Raw genomic sequence first — 15134 nt, 5'->3', positions numbered from 1 at the left:
AGCCCGTCAGGCCTGGGGCCCGACCGCGGGCGGACGGGTCAGGCTCCCCCGAGCAGCTCGGTCACGCACTCGACCGCGAGGTCGCGCACGGCACGGCCCTCGCACAGCGCGGTCACCGCGGCACCGTCCACAACCGCGATCAGCAGGACCGCGGAGAACCGCGCGCCGAGCTGGGCGAGCAGCTCGTCGATCACGACGTCGAGCTCCCCCCGCCCCTGCGCGAACGCGGCGGCCAGGACGGGGCTGCGCCCCGCGCTCACGACGTGCTCGTAGAAGCCGAGGAGCTCGCCGTGGTCCCCCGGGGGCAGCACCGCGTCGACGAGCAGCAGGGCACGCGAGCGCGTGCTCAGGGTCTCGACGCCGCCCTCGGCGACCAGCTCGGTCACCGAGTGACCGATCGCCTGGGCCCGCTCGGCCCAGCCACGGACGATCTGCTCGCCCGCCGCACCGAGCAGGTCGTCGAGCCCCGTGAAGTAGTAGGTCGTCGCGGCGAGCGGGACGTCGGCCTGGGCGGCCACCGAACGGTGCGTCACGGCCGCGGGGCCGTCCCGCAGGATGAGCTCGGCCGCGGCCGAGACGATGCGGTCGCGTCGCTGGGTGCCGCGGGCCTGCCTGCGGGGGACGTGCTTCTCGGACTCTGGAGCCATCAGGGACTTCCTCCGGACAGGTTGAGGCCGTCGGTCCCGCGCGCGGCGGGGACCAGCGGCAGGATCTTGAGCACAGACGTGGCTTCACCGAAGTACACGATCGCGAGCACCGCCGTCAAGATCTCGCCGATCCCACCCACACACCGTAGGCCACACCGACGGTCGCCGACTCCCGGGCGGCTAGGGTGGCCGTCGTGAGCAGCATCCCCGCACAGGTGTCCGAGACGTTCGATCCCCAGGCCTGGCGCACCGTCGTCGGCTTCGAGGGACTCACCGACATCACCTACCACCGTGGCGTCGAACGCGGCCTGGTCGACGGTGAGCCGCGCGAGCGCGACCTCCCGGTCGTCCGCGTCGCGTTCGACCGGCCCGAGGTCCGCAACGCGTTCCGCCCCCACACGGTCGACGAGCTCTACCGGGTGCTCGACCACGCGCGCATGACCTCCGACGTCGGGACGGTCCTGCTCACGGGCAACGGCCCCTCGGCCAAGGACGGCGGCTGGGCGTTCTGCTCGGGCGGCGACCAGCGCATCCGCGGGCGCGACGGCTACCGGTACACGACGAGCGAGGACGCCCAGACGGCCGACGCGATCGACCCCGCCAAGGCCGGGCGGCTCCACATCCTCGAGGTCCAGCGCCTCATCCGGACCATGCCCAAGGTCGTCATCGCCGTGGTCAACGGGTGGGCCGCCGGGGGCGGGCACTCGCTGCACGTGGTCGCGGACCTGTCGATCGCGAGCCGCGAGCACGCGCGGTTCAAGCAGACCGACGCCAACGTGGGCTCGTTCGACGCGGGCTACGGATCGGCGCTCTTCGCCCGGCAGGTCGGGCAGAAGCGTGCCCGTGAGGTCTTCTTCCTCGCCCGCGAGTACTCGGCCCAGGACGCCTACGAGTGGGGCGCCGTGAACGAGGTCGCGGACCACGCCGACCTCGAGAGGCTCGCGCTCGAGCACGCGCGGATCATCGCGACCAAGTCGCCCCAGGCGATCCGCATGCTCAAGTTCGCGTTCAACCTGGCCGACGACGGGCTGGCGGGCCAGCAGGTCTTCGCCGGGGAGGCCACGCGGCTCGCGTACATGACCGACGAGGCCGTCGAGGGGCGCGACGCGTTCCTCGAGCGCCGCGACCCGCAGTGGGACGACTTCCCGTACTACTTCTGACGGGTGCCGGCGGTCTGACGGGCGCCGGCGCGGCGCGCTGTGCGCCGCGTCAGCCCGTGATGAAGCCGCTGAGCAGCCCGACGATCCCGCGGCCGGCGAACGCCGCGGTGACGGCCAGGCCGAACAGCAGGACGATCGACGCGACGACGGGGCCGATCGACCCGGCCGGCCGCGCGCCGTCCTCGTCGTCGTCCTCTTCGGCACGCAGCACGGGCCGGGCGGGGGCGATCGAGGGCGGGAACGGGGTGGCCGTGGACGTGGGCTCGAACGGGCTCTGGGTGGGGTTGATCGTTGCCATGCCTCTACGTTCCCGTGGGGAGGGGTGCAGGCACATCGGTCCAGCGGCTCGACCTGCGCACCCGGCGGTCCACCTCAGGGGTGAGCGGGCCGTCCTCCCCGAGGAGGAGGGGCCACGCGGCATCCTCCTCGAGCCGTCCGGAACATCGCTCCGACCTGCGGTGTTGCTCCGGGCATGACTCCTCGCACCGACGCCGTTGCCTCCACGCGCCCGCCCGTCCGGGAACCGGCACCCTGCACGAGCCCGGCTCCCCCGGCGACCAGGATCGTGGTGGTGCACGGCCTGGGCGCGACGGCCGGCAGCCACTGGTTCGGCGCGCTCCAGGAGCGCTACACGCCGTACGGGATCGAGGTCGTGGTCCCGGACCTGCCCGACTCGCATGCTCCCGACCTCGACACGTGGCTCTCGCGGCTCGCCGAGGTGGTCGGGAGGATCGACGAGCGCACGGTCCTGGTGGGCCACAGCCTCGGCTGCGTCAGCATCCTCCAGCATCTCGCCGCCCGCGACGACGACTGGCGGCTCGGCGGTCTCGCGCTCGTGGCCGGCTTCGTGGAGCAGGTCCCCGGGATCCCCGAGGTCGACCACTTCGTCGCCCGCGAGACCGACCCGGCGAGGATCGCTGCCCGCACCGCGCGCCGGCTCGTCCTGAGCGCCGACCACGACCCGGTGGTCCCCCGCCGGCTGACCGAGGACCTCGCACGGCTCCTCGACGCCGACCTGACCGTGGTCGACGGCGCCGGGCACTTCCTCGCGCGCGGGGGCTTCGACCGGCTCGAGGTGCTCGAGTCGGTGCTCGACGGGTGGACGCTCACCGGCCCTGAGGCCGGCCCGCAACCAGTCAGCTGACCTTCCAGCTCCCGCCCTCGCGCGGGACGAGCTCGACCCAGGTGACACCCTGCTCGAGGAGGACGGGCTCGCCGTCGGGCCCCATGAGGACGAGCGGCTCCTCGACCGACTCCTGCGACCAGGCCACGGCGACGTGCTTCCCACCGCTGGCCACGAGCCCCTCGCCCGAGCCCACGAGCAGCGTCTCCGGCACGGGCGTCCCGGCCGGGTCCTTGAACTGCGTGTCGCGGACCTCGACGCCGAGCACCACGACGTTCTGCGCCGAGAGCCGCGTGCCGTCGGACGACACGGCCGGCGTGGTCCCCTCGTTGCGCAGGAAGGCCGCCTGCTCGGCGTCCCAGACCCACTGTGCCCGGCTCGCGAACGTGAGCTTCACGTCGAGCAGGCTCAGCGGTGCGCCCGTCGTGGTCGCTGTGCCCTGCCCCGGGACCCGGACGTGCCGGAGCTGGGTCGGGGGCGCCGTGCGGTCGTCGTCGGCCTGCGCCCAGAGGTCGGCCGGCGTCCCGAACAGGTTGTGCGGGGCCCGCTTGCCCTTCTTGAGGAAGAACCCGTCGTCGCCGTCGTCGTGCACGATCGTCTGGATCCCGGCATCGCGGACCGCTTCCACGAACGGGGGCTGCCCGCCGCTGAAGGCGAGCAGACCGTGGGTCGGCCCGACGATGGCCGGGTCCATGGGACGCACCGACCGGACGGGACCGACCGTCTCCGGGGCCTGCGAGTGGTAGACGGCCACGAACCGCGTGATACCGCCCTCGACGACCTCCTCCCACACCATGTCGGCCTGCTCGAGGCCCGTCTGGGGGCGCGCCTGCGGCAGGTTCTCGATCTTGACGGCGAGCGCCGGACGGTCGTCGACCGCGTCGGAGGGGACGCCGGTGAGCGGCCAGGCGGGCGGGACAGCCGGGTCGGGCGGGCCCGCCTTGTCCGACCCGGCTGTCGCCGGAACGGTGCTCGTCGGGACGTCCGCAGGGCCCCCGCTGCACGCCGCGAGCACGAGCCCGCCCACGATCAGCACCCCGACGCGCCCGAGGTTCCGTCCTACCTGCCCTGGCGTCCTTGCCGTCACGGTTCCCTGCCCTTCGCCCTGCCCGATCCACGGTTCTTCGTCACCCTACGACCCGATCTACGCTGGACGGATGTCACGCGCCGATGGTCCCTCCGACGCCCTCGCTCTGCGTGCGGCGGTCGCCGACGCCCTCGCCGGGCGCGGTCCCGCGGTCGCCCCGGCACCGCTCGCCTTCAGCGGGCCGCTGCCCGAGGGTACGGCCCTGGTGCTGCAGACCTCGGGCTCGACCGGTCTGCCTCGCGAGGTCGCGCTGAGCGCGAGCGCGCTCGTCGCCTCGGCGCGCGCCACGCACGAGCGTCTGGGTGGGGACGCGCAGTGGTTGCTCGCCCTGCCGCCGACGCACGTCGCGGGGCTCCAGGTGGTCCTGCGCTCGGTGGTCGCCGGGACCCCGCTCGTGACCGCCGACCTCGACGCTCCGTTCTCGCCCGCGGGCTTCGCCGCGGACGCCGCGCGCATGGACGGCGAGCGGCGCTACGTCTCGCTCGTCCCGACCCAGCTCCACCGCCTCGTGCATGCGCAGGGGACCGCGGACGGCGAGGCCGCGCTCGCCGCGCTGCGCTCGTTCGACGCGATCCTCCTCGGTGGGGCCGCGGCCCCGCCCGCGCTGCTGGCCGGGGCCCGCGGGGCAGGGGCCAGGGTCGTGACGACCTACGGGATGACGGAGACCTGCGGGGGCTGCGTGTACGACGGCGTCCCGCTCGCGGGCGTCCGGGTGCGGGTCGTCGAGCGCTCGTCCGGGCAGGTCCTGCCCCCGGGGGACGCGGGGGTCGTCGAGATCGGCGGGCCCGTCCTCGCGACGGGCTACCTCGGTGACGAGGCGCTCACGGCCGAGGTGTTCCGGCGCGACCCCGACGGCTCGCGCTGGCTGCGCACCAACGACCTCGGCTCGCTCTCCCCGGACGGCGCGCTCACGGTCCACGGCCGGGCCGACGACGTCGTGGTCTCGGGCGGCGTCAACGTCGCCCCGGCCGCGGTCGAGGCCGTGCTGGCCGGTGCGCTCGCGGGCGAGGACGGCATCGGCGAGGTGTGCGTGGTCGGGATCCCCGATCCCGAGTGGGGGCAGGCGGTCGTCGCGGTCGTGACCCGCGGAGGCTCGCCCCGTGCGACTCCTGGCCCCGAGGGCGAGCCCGACGCCGAGCTGCTGACCCGGGCCCGGCACGCGGTCGCGACTACGCTGGGACCGCCCGCCGCACCGCGGTACCTGCTCGTCGTGGACGACCTGCCGCGACGAGGCCCGGGCAAGATCGACCGGGCGGCCGTGTCCGCGCTCGCCGCCCGCACCGCACCTCGCACCACCCACTGATCGGAGCACCATGGCCACCTCTGCCGAATGGGTCGCGGGCGCACGCCTGCGTACTCTCCCCGCGGCGGCCGCACCCGTCCTCGTCGGCTCCGGGGCCGCGGCGCAGATCGACGCGTTCGCGTTCTGGCCCGCGCTGCTCGCGCTGGGCGTCGCGCTCGCGCTGCAGGTCGGCGTGAACTACGCGAACGACTACTCGGACGGGGTGCGCGGCACGGACGTCGACCGCGTGGGCCCCATGCGGCTGACCGCGTCGGGGGCCGCGCTCGCCTCGCAGGTCCGCAACGCGGCCTTCGTGTGCTTCGGCGTGGCGGCGGTCCTCGGTCTGGGGCTCGTGGCCCTCACGGGGCACTGGTGGCTGCTGGCCGTGGGAGCCGTCGCGATCGCCGCGGCCTGGTTCTACACGGGAGGCAAGAACCCCTACGGCTACCGCGGTCTCGGCGAGGTCGGGGTTTTCGTGTTCTTCGGGCTCGTCGCGGTCCTCGGGACCACCTACACGCAGGCCGGCCGCATCACCTGGGTCGCAGGCGTGGGCGCCGTGGCCGTGGGGCTGCTCGCGTGCGCGCTGCTCATGATCAACAACGTCCGGGACATCCCCACCGACGTGCTCGCCGGGAAGCGGACCGTGGCCGTGCGCCTCGGGGACTTCCGGGCGCGGCGCGCCTACGTCGCGATGATCTGGGTGCCGATCCTGCTGGCCGTGGTGTGCGCGTTCGCCGCACCGTGGTCCCTGCTGGTGCTGCTCCTGCTGCTGCCCGCGGTGCTGCTGACCCTCCCGGTGCTCGCCGGGGCGCGCGGCCCCCTGCTGGTCCCGGTCCTCGCGGGCACGGGCATGTTCGAGCTCGGGTACGGGGTGCTGCTGGGACTGGGGCTCGCGCTCTAGCCGTCCGTCCGGCGGGAGTGCGTCTCGTCGGAGGCCGCGTCGACCGCGGCGTCCTCGAACGCTGCGTCGTCCTCGACCGCCCGCGAGAACTGCTCACCGGTCGCCCGGCGGTGCGCGGCGCGGTCCGCGAGGTACTGCGCAGCGCGCTCGCGCGGGCCCCGCAGCGTCAGGTAGGAGACCAGCAGGGCGAGCACGGCCGCGAGGACCGCGCAGACGACCCAGTGGCCGAGGCCGAAGGCGTAGAGCACGACGAAGAGCACCCCGAAGATCGCGAGGCGCAGGGCGGAGTAGATGACCATGGGCACCCCTCCAGGGTAGGCGCCCCGCGGAGCCCGGGGCGACATGCCTCACGACGGGGGAAGGCACGAGCGCCGCCCGTCCCGACGCCCGGAAGGTCGCAGCCTGGACACGTCCTTGCCCCGGACGCATAGGCTGGGGGCATGTCCCGCGTCCTGCTGACCCTGCTCGCCGTAGGCCTCGCGGTCTACGCCCTCTCCGACTGCGCCACGAGCGACGAGCACGACCGGAGCGGGATCCCCAAGGGCCTGTGGATCGTGATGATCATCTTCCTGCCGTTCGTCGGTCCGCTCGCCTGGATCCTGGTCTCCCGCACGCAGCGCTCGCGCCACGCCGCCGCGGGCGGCGTCGGCTCGCCCCGCCGCCCGGGGGCCGGAGGGTCACGGCGCCGCAGCAGCGGGCCGGTCGCTCCTGACGACGACCCGGACTTCCTGTGGAAGCTCGAGCAGCAGCGTCGTCGCGAGGCGCGCGACGACGGTTCCGCGTCCGGGTCGGCGACTGCCTCGGGCACGGCTCCTGGTCACGCCCCCCGTGCTGCCGAGGACGAGCGGGAGCAGGAGCCGCGATCCCCGGGCAAGGGCTCGACGGGCGAGACGGACAGCGCGCCGGACGCGCCGTCGTCGGGCAGCAACGACCCGTCCTAGCGAGGAACCAGCCCGCACCGGCTGCGTCACCAGGAGCCCCGCTGTGCTCAGCACGTCTCCTGGGCGTCGGCCGACGTGATCGCCTCGCCCGGCAGCCGGTCGGCGAGCGGGTCGACCGGCGCCTCGGGCGAGGGCGTCATCGTCGTGGCGTCGACGGGTGGCACCGTGGCCGAGTCGGGGGTCTGCGGCTCGACGGGCGTCTCGGGCACGACCGGCTCGTCCGCGGCCAGGCGGGCCCACACGTCCGCGGCCTCGTCACTCAGGACGACACGAGCCGGGTTGGACGGCTGGGGACCCGACGGGATCGTCAGGAAAGTGACCGCGTCCGCGCGCACCGAGCGCAGCGAGAACGCAAGCCCCTTGAGGTCCACGCCCCCGCTGATCGTGAGCGAGCTCGTCGCGGCGTCCAGGAACCTGATCAGGCTCGGGAGGTCGGTCAGGACGTTCTTGCTCAGCACCGACTTCGTGAGAGCAGCGAGCAACGCCTGCTGACGTCCCATCCGGTAGGTGTCCGAGCCGTCGCTCAGCCCGTGCCGTGCTCGCGCGAGAGCGAGCGCCTCAGGCCCCGACAGGACGTGGTCTCCCGCGGTGAGGTGCAGGTTCGCGTCCTCGTCGTCCATGTCCTCGGGAATGCAGATGGGCACGCCGCCGAGCGCGTCGACCATGGTCTGGAACCCCGCGAAGTCGACGACCAGGAACCCGTCGGTCCGCACCCCGCTGATCTGCTCGACGGTCATCTGCGTGCACGTCGCGGCCGAGGCGAGGTCCTGGCCCGCGTTCCAGCCGCGCGAGAACGCCGAGTTGAAGATCGACCGGGAGGACGGCTCGGTCGTCCCCCCTCCCGTGACCGTGCACGCGGGGATCGGGATCATCAGGTCGCGCGGGACCGAGACGAGCTCGACGCGCGACCGGTCGGCCGAGACGTGCAGCAGCATCGTCGTGTCCGAGCGCATGCCGTCCTCGGCCCCGCCGATCGCCTCGTTCACCCCGGACCGGTCGTCCGAGCCGATGAGGACGAGGTTCACGGGCAGCCCGGCGAGGGGGTCCTCGGGGTCCGGGGTCGCGACGGGCGGGCGGGACGCCTCGGGTGCGACGAGCTCTCTGGTGTCGACCTGGTCGACGTTCGCGAGCGACTTCACGACGAGCGCCGTGGCCCCTGACACGCCGAAGGCAAGCGCCGCGGTCGTCACGAGGCCGACGACGCGCAGCCACCGGCGCTCACGACGTTCAGCCGCGTGACGGACCTGCCCCCGCCACGGGACGTCGCCGCGTAGAGGCTCCCGGCTCGCACCGGCCCCGCGGTCGCCCTCGAGCCACGTCCCCCCACCACGTTCGCTGGTCACGAGCGCCGACTCTAGCGAGGTCACCTGTGGGGACCCGGCATCCACGGCGCGGGCCGTGTCGAGATCCGGTGAAGGCCGACGAGCGCACGACAGGGCCGCCCCGCTCGGCGGGACGGCCCTGCGCGACCCCCGGCAGCCCGGGGCAGGCCTGCTACTCCTGGGTCGTGATACCCGAGTACGAGTGCTTGCCGTTGAAGATCAGGTTGACGCCCGTGAAGTTGAACAGCACGCACGCGTAGCCCACGATCACGAAGTAGGCCGCACGTCGTCCGGACCATCCACGCGTGGTGCGGGCGTGCAGGTAGGCCGCGTAGACGACCCACACGACGAAGCTCCAGACCTCCTTGGGGTCCCAGCCCCAGTAGCGGCCCCAGGCGTGCTCGGCCCAGATCGCGCCGCCGATGATGGTGAAGGTCCACAGGACGAACGCGACCGCGTTGAGGCGGAAGCTCAGCGCCTCGAGCTGCGCGGGTCGGGGCGTGGTGTCGAGCCAGCGCCAGGCGGGATGCCCCAGGAACGCGTTGCCGTTCTCGCGCGAGTCGCGCAGGAGCTGGATCACCGACATGACGAACGCGACCGTGAAGATGCCCGTGGCGATGATCGCGACCCCCACGTGGATCACTAGCCAGTAGGACTGGAGCGCGGGCTGGACGCCCGTGGCGTCGAGGAAGAACGAGTTCTGGGCGACCACGAGGAACAGCACCGAGAGGCCCGTGACGAACGCGCCGAGGAAGCGCACGTCGCGCCGCAGGCTCACCCCGAGGAACACCGCCATCGCGACGAACGCGCCGACGAGCGTGAACTCGTACATGTTGGCCCAGGGCGCGCGGCCGGCGGCGATCCCGCGGGTCACGATCGCGGCGAGGAGCAGGATGGTGCCGAGCCACCCCGTCGAGATGCCGATGCCCGCGGCCTTGCGCGAGACGGGCTTGGCGGGGGTCGCGACCGCGACCCTGACGGGGGCGTCGGCGTCACCGGAGGCGTCGGCGGCGGCTGGCTCGGCGACCGGTTCCTTGGCCCCCAGCCGGGACAGGTCGATCGCGAAGGCGATGAACGCGACCGTGAGCGCGGTCGCCGCCGCCCACACCAGGTCGGAGCTCAGCTCGGCAACGGTCATCGGTCAGCCTTTCGTGGTCGGTCGGCGCGAGCCGGCCCGGTGGTTCGGGGGGAGGACCCGTCGCGTGCGGCGGGTCGTTCGTCGGGGGGTTCGGTCGCGTGCTCGATCCCGGGGAGCGACTCGACCACGCGGTCGACCTCTCCCTGGAGTCCTGCGTCGTCGCCGCGGGCGAGCCCCGCGACCGTGACGACGGTACGCCGCGCGGACGTCTCGCCGTCGGGCACCTCGTCGCTCCACACACGCAACCACACGCGGCGGCGCGGTGTGAAGAGCGAGACGGCCAGCCCGCCGAGCGCGCCGAGCGCGAACACGAGGATCCAGACGAGCGCCGGGTCGTGCCGCATGTCGAGCGCCACGTAGCGCGCGACCGGCCCCTCGGCGAACGTCAGGGTGCCCAGCCCGTCGGGCAGCTCGACCGTCTCGCCCGGCGCGACGAGGACCTGGACGCGGCCTCCCGTCTCGTCGACCGACGCCGTGAGCGTGTCGGTGTTGAGGCGGTAGACGTTCTGCGGCAGCCCGTCGTCGAGGCCCAGGTCGCCCCGGTAGACCTCGAGGACCAGCAGCGGGTTGGCCGGCTGCGGGAAGATCGAGCGAGCCCCGTCCTCGGTGACCTCGGCCGTGGGCAGGAAGTAGCCGACGAGGCCGATCTGGTCGAGTCCGGGCGAGGTGTCGGGCACCTTGATGACCCCGCGCGAGGTGTACATGGTGTCCTCGGGCAGGAACGGGACACGGCCCGCGAACGCGACCTGCCCGTCGGCGTCGTGGATGGTGACCTCGGGCGCGTAGCCGTTGCCCTGCAGGTAGATCTTGGCCCCGCCGGCCACGATCGGGTGGTTGACCTTGATCTGCTCCTCCTGCGAGGAACCGTCGGGGTTGCGCACCGTGACGTTGGCCGTGAAGTCGCGCGACTGCGCGAACGCGACCTGGTCCATCGCGAACTCGGCGTCGAACGAGTCGAGGGTCATCGAGAACGGGACGAGCGAGCTCGGCCGGAACAGCGAGCCGTTCTCGAACGTGTCGTAGTCGACGACCGCGTTCGCGAACCCGCGCCCCTCCGTGATGATCGCCTGCCCACGGAAGTGCAGGAGCTGTCCGGTCGCGACCGAGACGAGCAGGCCCAGGAGCGAGAGGTGGAACAGCAGGTTGCCGGACTCGCGCAGGTAGCCGCGCTCGGCGGCGACGGTCCGTCGTTCGGGCAGCCCGCGGGCCACGTCGGCCGGCTCGGTCGAGACGTCCACGCGGAACGTGGGCAGCCGGCGGAACCGGCCGCGCAGGTGCGCGGCGGCCGCCTCGACGACCTCGTCGGGAGTCGCCGTGCTCGTGGTCTCGGCCTTGGCGGGGAAGCGGTCGAACCGTCGCGGGGTGCGCGGCGGGCGGTTGCGCACGGCCTGCAGGTGCGCCTTGGTGCGCGGCAGGATGCAGCCCACGAGCGAGACGAACAGCAGGATGTAGATCGCGGAGAACCACACCGACGCGTACACGTCGAAGAAGCCCAGCCGGTCGAGCCACTCCCCCGTGCGCGGGTTGTCCTGGAGGTAGGTCAGGACCGCGGCCGGGTCCTGCGGACGCTGCGGCAGCACCGAGCCCGGGACGGCCGCGACGGCCAGCAGCATGAGGAGCATGAGCGCGACGCGCATGCTCGTGACCTGGCGCCAGACCCAGCGCAGGGAGCCCTGGAGGCCGAGCGAGGGGAGCTGCGGCGTGCCGGCCTCGCCGCTGCGCGCGGTTCCGGCAGTGTCCGGGGTCGCGGCGTCGGGTCCGGTCGCGCGCGGGGCGCGCTTCGAGCTGCCCGACGGCGTCGCTCGCGTCTCGGCGGGCGCCTCGCCCTCGGAGGGGCGAGCCTCGGGCTCGGGGTGGCTGAACGCGTCGTCGATGCCCTCGGGGCGGTAGAGGTCCTTGTCGCTCATCAGATCACCGTCTCGAAGCCCGTGATGAGCCCGCCGAGGCGCGAGGTCCAGGTGCCCCAGACGCCGGTCACGAGCGCCAGGCCGATGAGGATGAGCATGCCGCCTCCGATGCGCATGATCGCGAGCCGGTGGCGCCGCAGGAAGGCCACGGCCTTCTTGGACCGCTCGAGGCCGATCCCGATGAGCAGGAACGGGACGCCGAGGCCCAGGCTGTACGCGATGCCCAGGATCGCGCCGCGACCCGCGGTGGCCTCGTCGAGCGACAGCGCCATGACGGCGGTGAGCGTCGGGCCGATGCACGGGGCCCAGCCCAGGCCGAACACGACGCCCAGCAGGGGGGCTCCCCACAGCCCCGCGGTGGGGCTCAGGTGCAGCCGACGGTCGCGCTGGAGGAACGGCATGGCGCCCATGAACGCGAAGCCCATGAGGATCACGAAGACCCCGATGACGCGCGTGATGACGTCCTCCCACTGCTTGACGTGCACGCCGACCGCACCGGCGGCGACCATGAGCAGGACGAAGACGAGCGTGAAACCGGCCACGAAGAGCCCGACGCCGGTGGCGACCCGCCACCGGCCCGGGGCGCGCACCGTCCGGACGGCAGTACCGCCACCCCCACCGCCGCTGCCGCCCGCCTGGCGCGACGTGGCGCCGGCGTTGGCCGCGGCGAGCCCGCTCACGTACCCGACGTACCCGGGGACGAGCGGCAGCACGCACGGGGACGCGAAGGACACGAGCCCCGCGAGGAGCGCGACCGGCACCGCCAGCAGCATGGAACCGCTGAACGCCGTGGTGGCGAACGTGGTGCCGACGTCACCGGCGAAGGAGAGAGGGTTCACGGGTCAGGCGTCCTCTGCGAGGACGTCGTCGACGAGCCCGGTGAGGGTCGAGCCCTCGGCGCGACCGATGATGCGTGCGGCGACACGCCCCTCGCGGTCGAGCACGACCGTCGTGGGCACCGCCTGGATGGGCACCGAGCCCTCGAGCGTCGCGATCGTCTCGCCGCGCGTGTCCTCGATCGAGGGGTAGGGCACCTCGAACGTGCGCTCGAACGCGAGCGCGGCGCCCGCGTCGTCGGTGCTGTTGATCCCGAGCAGGCGCACCCCCTGGTCCGCGCGGTCGTTCGCGAGCGCGACCAGGTCCGGCGCCTCGGCCCGGCACGGCGCGCACGACGCGTACCAGGTGTTGAGCACGACGACGTCGCCGGCCCACTCGCTCGTGTCGATCGCGTTGCCCTCGAAGTCCGTGCCGGTCAGGACGACGGGGTCGTCACGGTCCGACACGTCCCACGTCTTGACCGAGCCGTCGCCCGAGACGTAGCCCTGACCCACGACGTCGTCGGGGCTCGTGGCGCCCGACTCCTGGGCGCAGCCCGTGAGGACCAGGCCGAGCGAGACGATCGCGACGGGGACGAGAGCAGGACGACCGGCGGTGCGACGCCCGGGTGCGGGCGCGCGACCGTGCCGGGCACGGAAGGGGTGGATCATGGCAGCACTGTCTCCCACCTGCCTGGGCACAACCTGAGAAACCCCTGGTGGGTCACGCTCCGGAGACCTTCGCGGCCCCCGGCAGCAGGTCCGCGACCGGCTCGGTGTAGTGGATCCCGACGAGGCGGTCGCCGTCGAAGCGCAACGAGGTGAGGGACGCGAGCGAGCACTGACGGTTGCGCGGGTCGTGCCACAGGCGCTTGCCCTCGAACGCCAGCCGCGAGATCCAGATGGGGAGCTGGTGGCTCACGAGCACGACCTCGCGCCCCTCGGCCTGCGCGCGGGCGTCGTGGATCGCGGCGTGCATGCGCGCGACCTGCTCCTTGTAGGGCTCGCCCCAGGACGGGCGCAGCGGGTTCCAGAGGTAGGGCCAGTGCCCGGGGTGGCGCAGCGAGCCGTCGCCCACGCCGAACTTCATCCCCTCGAAGTGGTTGCCCGCCTCGATGAGCCGCTCGTCGGTCCCGAGCGGCAGGCCGAAGGCCTCGGCGACGGGCGTCGCGGTCTCCTGCGCGCGCTGGAGCGGGGACGCGATGACCAGGGCGACGTCGAAGGGCTCGTGCGCGCCGTCGTCGGGCAGTGCGGGTGCGCCTTCCGCGGGCTTGCCCGACAGGTGCCCCGCGACGCGACGCGCCATGGTGTGCCCGAGCTCGGAGAGGTGGTACCCGGGGATTCGCCCGTAGAGGATGCCGTCCGGGTTGAAGACTTCACCGTGACGCATGAGGTGGACCGTGGTTGCAACCATGCCGACCAGTCTCCCAAAGATCTGGCCCGCGCGGTGCACGTGCCCGGGGTGCTCCGGGCCACACCTCGCCGCCCGGCGCGCCTGGGTCTTGGCTACTGCTCGTGCGGCTCCACGACCCGGCACGCCTCGGCGACCGCTTCCATGGCCTCGCCGAGGTTGCGCAGCTGCGCCGGGGTCAGGACGTCGACCAGGTAGCGACGGACCGCGGTCACGTGGCCCGGGGCCGACGCGACGAGCTCGGCGTACCCCGCCTCCGTCATGACGCAGTTCACACCTCGTCCGTCACCCACGCTCGCGGCGCGACGCACGAGCCCGCGCTGCTCCATGCGGTGGACCGTGTGGGTCACGCGGCTGCGGGAGCGGGCCAGGCCGTCGGCCAGCGCGGACATGCGCAGGGTGTGGTCGGCCGCCTCGGACAGACGGACCAGGAGCTCGTACTCACCGAGGGTCAGGCTCGAGAGGTCCTCGTGCTCCCTGCTGAGGGCTTCGACGAACCGCGCCGAGCCGTCGAGGAACGAGCGCCAGTAGCGCTGCTGGTCGTCGTCGAGCCAGGAGGTGTCGTGCACCGTGGTGGCGTGCTGGTCCTGCTGAGCCGTCATCTCTTCCTTCATCCGTCACGCCCCCTCCGTGTGAACAACGGCCCCATTCTCCCATCGTCGGGGGTGGTGGCCGGTCCAGGGAGAACTCGTGCCCTCCTCGGGGAATAGAGGGCGGTGGGCTTGCGTTGATGCGTTCGTATGAAGTTGAATCTTCAACTAATGGCACGTCGACGGCGCGCCTGACGCAACGCAACTCGACCTCTCAGGAGACACCCATGGCCACGAACCTTCCTTCCGGACTGACCGCAGGCACCTACGCGATCGACCCCTCGCACTCGCAGGCGACCTTCACGGTCCGCCACGCAGGCATCTCCAAGGTCCGCGGCTCGCTCGCGATCGCCGACGGCAACATCACCATCGGTGACGACGTCGAGTCCTCCAACGTGGTCGCCGCGATCGACGCCAAGTCGGTCAACACGGGTGACGCGGGCCGCGACGGCCACCTCCAGTCGGCCGACTTCTGGGACGCCGAGAAGAACCCGACCTGGAACTTCGTCTCGACCGCCGTCGAGGCCGACGACGACGACTTCGTCATCGCGGGCGACCTGACCATCAACGGCGTGACCAAGCCGGTCAAGCTCGAGACCGAGTTCACGGGCACCGCCGTCGACGCCTACGGCAACTCGCGCGCCGGGTTCGAGGCCGAGACCGAGATCTCCCGCAAGGAGTTCGGCCTGACCTGGAACGTGGCCCTCGAGGCCGGTGGCGTGCTCGTCGGCGACAAGATCAAGATCGCGCTCGACCTCTCGGCGATCAAGCAGGCCTGAGCCTCTCGCCCCCGACCGGCCCCCGCGTCCT

General features: G+C 73.0%; 18 protein-coding genes. 6 read left to right on the top strand and 12 right to left on the bottom strand.

The features are described 5' to 3' along the window. Window positions 1-38: 38 nt before the first annotated feature. Window positions 39-647, bottom strand: coding sequence for a TetR/AcrR family transcriptional regulator (locus ACIPWA_RS00955; RefSeq protein WP_082618361.1), 609 nt, complete (start codon window positions 645-647; stop codon window positions 39-41). Then, window positions 647-787, bottom strand: a complete 141-nt coding sequence (locus ACIPWA_RS00950; RefSeq protein ID WP_157257542.1) for a hypothetical protein — start codon at window positions 785-787, stop codon at window positions 647-649. The genes ACIPWA_RS00955 and ACIPWA_RS00950 overlap by 1 nt, the downstream gene beginning before the upstream one ends. 54 nt (window positions 788-841) lie before the next feature. On the opposite strand from ACIPWA_RS00950, the gene ACIPWA_RS00945 reads away from it, so the two are divergent. Then, entirely contained in the window at window positions 842-1807 is a 966-nt protein-coding gene (locus ACIPWA_RS00945) for a 1,4-dihydroxy-2-naphthoyl-CoA synthase (RefSeq protein ID WP_400287771.1), read from the top strand. A 49-nt stretch (window positions 1808-1856) separates the two neighbouring features. On the opposite strand, the gene ACIPWA_RS00940 is transcribed toward ACIPWA_RS00945, so the two are convergent. Beyond that, a complete protein-coding gene (locus ACIPWA_RS00940; protein ID WP_056649781.1) occupies window positions 1857-2105 on the bottom strand; it encodes a hypothetical protein in 249 nt (82 codons plus the stop codon). Between the two features lie 174 nt (window positions 2106-2279). Here ACIPWA_RS00940 and ACIPWA_RS00935 point away from each other — a divergent pair, with 174 nt between their 5' ends. Continuing rightward, complete coding sequence (locus ACIPWA_RS00935; RefSeq protein WP_400287769.1) at window positions 2280-2951, top strand: RBBP9/YdeN family alpha/beta hydrolase; 672 nt, start codon at window positions 2280-2282, stop codon at window positions 2949-2951. Here ACIPWA_RS00935 and ACIPWA_RS00930 read toward each other — a convergent pair. Continuing rightward, a complete protein-coding gene (locus ACIPWA_RS00930) occupies window positions 2944-4017 on the bottom strand; it encodes a DUF3048 domain-containing protein (RefSeq protein ID WP_400287767.1) in 1074 nt (357 codons plus the stop codon). The genes ACIPWA_RS00935 and ACIPWA_RS00930 overlap by 8 nt on opposite strands. Window positions 4018-4087: 70 nt before the next feature. Between ACIPWA_RS00930 and ACIPWA_RS00925 the strand changes: the two genes are divergently transcribed. After that, on the top strand, window positions 4088-5320 hold the full coding sequence (locus tag ACIPWA_RS00925) for an AMP-binding protein (protein ID WP_400287765.1): 1233 nt from the start codon (window positions 4088-4090) through the stop codon (window positions 5318-5320). A 10-nt stretch (window positions 5321-5330) separates the two neighbouring features. Beyond that, window positions 5331-6200 (top strand): 1,4-dihydroxy-2-naphthoate polyprenyltransferase, encoded by an 870-nt coding sequence (locus ACIPWA_RS00920; protein ID WP_056649771.1) that lies wholly within the window; start codon window positions 5331-5333, stop codon window positions 6198-6200. Here the strand turns inward: ACIPWA_RS00920 and ACIPWA_RS00915 are convergent. Beyond that, on the bottom strand, window positions 6197-6499 hold the full coding sequence (locus ACIPWA_RS00915; protein ID WP_400287762.1) for a DUF4229 domain-containing protein: 303 nt from the start codon (window positions 6497-6499) through the stop codon (window positions 6197-6199). The genes ACIPWA_RS00920 and ACIPWA_RS00915 overlap by 4 nt on opposite strands. Before the next feature lie 141 nt (window positions 6500-6640). On the opposite strand from ACIPWA_RS00915, the gene ACIPWA_RS00910 reads away from it, so the two are divergent. Next, entirely contained in the window at window positions 6641-7141 is a 501-nt protein-coding gene (locus ACIPWA_RS00910; RefSeq protein ID WP_400287760.1) for a PLD nuclease N-terminal domain-containing protein, read from the top strand. A gap of 47 nt (window positions 7142-7188) precedes the next feature. Here the strand turns inward: ACIPWA_RS00910 and ACIPWA_RS00905 are convergent, their stop codons facing one another. From ACIPWA_RS00905 to ACIPWA_RS00875, 7 genes are all read right to left on the bottom strand, one after another. Then, a complete protein-coding gene (locus ACIPWA_RS00905; RefSeq protein ID WP_400287758.1) occupies window positions 7189-8484 on the bottom strand; it encodes an LCP family protein in 1296 nt (431 codons plus the stop codon). Between the two features lie 151 nt (window positions 8485-8635). Next, entirely contained in the window at window positions 8636-9601 is a 966-nt protein-coding gene (gene ccsB, locus ACIPWA_RS00900) for a c-type cytochrome biogenesis protein CcsB (protein WP_068623782.1), read from the bottom strand. Further along, window positions 9598-11508: a cytochrome c biogenesis protein ResB gene (resB, locus tag ACIPWA_RS00895; protein WP_400287756.1), complete on the bottom strand. Its 1911-nt coding sequence runs from the start codon at window positions 11506-11508 to the stop codon at window positions 9598-9600. Before resB ends, ccsB begins: the two co-directional genes overlap by 4 nt. After that, window positions 11508-12281 (bottom strand): cytochrome c biogenesis CcdA family protein, encoded by a 774-nt coding sequence (locus ACIPWA_RS00890; protein WP_400288434.1) that lies wholly within the window; start codon window positions 12279-12281, stop codon window positions 11508-11510. The genes resB and ACIPWA_RS00890 overlap by 1 nt, the downstream gene beginning before the upstream one ends. Before the next feature lie 69 nt (window positions 12282-12350). After that, window positions 12351-12995 (bottom strand): TlpA family protein disulfide reductase, encoded by a 645-nt coding sequence (locus tag ACIPWA_RS00885; RefSeq protein ID WP_400287754.1) that lies wholly within the window; start codon window positions 12993-12995, stop codon window positions 12351-12353. A 52-nt stretch (window positions 12996-13047) separates the two neighbouring features. Then, entirely contained in the window at window positions 13048-13737 is a 690-nt protein-coding gene (locus ACIPWA_RS00880; RefSeq protein ID WP_056649749.1) for a histidine phosphatase family protein, read from the bottom strand. A gap of 92 nt (window positions 13738-13829) precedes the next feature. After that, window positions 13830-14336 carry a MarR family winged helix-turn-helix transcriptional regulator gene (locus ACIPWA_RS00875; protein ID WP_068623779.1) on the bottom strand — a complete coding sequence of 169 codons (507 nt, stop codon included), beginning with the start codon at window positions 14334-14336 and terminating at the stop codon, window positions 13830-13832. 215 nt (window positions 14337-14551) lie between these two features. Here ACIPWA_RS00875 and ACIPWA_RS00870 point away from each other — a divergent pair, with 215 nt between their 5' ends. Then, a complete protein-coding gene (locus tag ACIPWA_RS00870) occupies window positions 14552-15103 on the top strand; it encodes a YceI family protein (RefSeq protein WP_056649743.1) in 552 nt (183 codons plus the stop codon). The last annotated feature ends 31 nt before the right edge of the window (window positions 15104-15134 follow it).

The sequence above is a fragment of the Oerskovia enterophila genome (assembly GCF_044748475.1).
Lineage (GTDB): Bacteria > Actinomycetota > Actinomycetes > Actinomycetales > Cellulomonadaceae > Oerskovia > Oerskovia enterophila.
The sequence above is the reverse complement of the archived record's forward strand: the minus strand, read 5'-3'. Positions and strand labels throughout refer to the sequence as shown.

Bases quoted from the DNA above. Each gene is read 5' to 3' on its own strand.
- ACIPWA_RS00920 (WP_056649771.1), top strand. From the start codon at position 5,331: ATGGCCACCTCTGCCGAATGGGTCGCGGGCGCACGCCTGCGTACTCTC.
- ACIPWA_RS00875 (WP_068623779.1), bottom strand. From the start codon at position 14,336: ATGACGGCTCAGCAGGACCAGCACGCCACCACGGTGCACGACACCTCC.
- ACIPWA_RS00885 (WP_400287754.1), bottom strand. From the start codon at position 12,995: ATGATCCACCCCTTCCGTGCCCGGCACGGTCGCGCGCCCGCACCCGGG.
- ccsB (WP_068623782.1), bottom strand. From the start codon at position 9,601: ATGACCGTTGCCGAGCTGAGCTCCGACCTGGTGTGGGCGGCGGCGACC.
- ACIPWA_RS00880 (WP_056649749.1), bottom strand. From the start codon at position 13,737: ATGGTTGCAACCACGGTCCACCTCATGCGTCACGGTGAAGTCTTCAAC.
- ACIPWA_RS00890 (WP_400288434.1), bottom strand. From the start codon at position 12,281: ATGCTGCTGGCGGTGCCGGTCGCGCTCCTCGCGGGGCTCGTGTCCTTC.
- ACIPWA_RS00955 (WP_082618361.1), bottom strand. From the start codon at position 647: ATGGCTCCAGAGTCCGAGAAGCACGTCCCCCGCAGGCAGGCCCGCGGC.
- resB (WP_400287756.1), bottom strand. From the start codon at position 11,508: ATGAGCGACAAGGACCTCTACCGCCCCGAGGGCATCGACGACGCGTTC.
- ACIPWA_RS00940 (WP_056649781.1), bottom strand. From the start codon at position 2,105: ATGGCAACGATCAACCCCACCCAGAGCCCGTTCGAGCCCACGTCCACG.
- ACIPWA_RS00925 (WP_400287765.1), top strand. From the start codon at position 4,088: ATGTCACGCGCCGATGGTCCCTCCGACGCCCTCGCTCTGCGTGCGGCG.
- ACIPWA_RS00910 (WP_400287760.1), top strand. From the start codon at position 6,641: ATGTCCCGCGTCCTGCTGACCCTGCTCGCCGTAGGCCTCGCGGTCTAC.
- ACIPWA_RS00915 (WP_400287762.1), bottom strand. From the start codon at position 6,499: ATGGTCATCTACTCCGCCCTGCGCCTCGCGATCTTCGGGGTGCTCTTC.
- ACIPWA_RS00870 (WP_056649743.1), top strand. From the start codon at position 14,552: ATGGCCACGAACCTTCCTTCCGGACTGACCGCAGGCACCTACGCGATC.
- ACIPWA_RS00935 (WP_400287769.1), top strand. From the start codon at position 2,280: ATGACTCCTCGCACCGACGCCGTTGCCTCCACGCGCCCGCCCGTCCGG.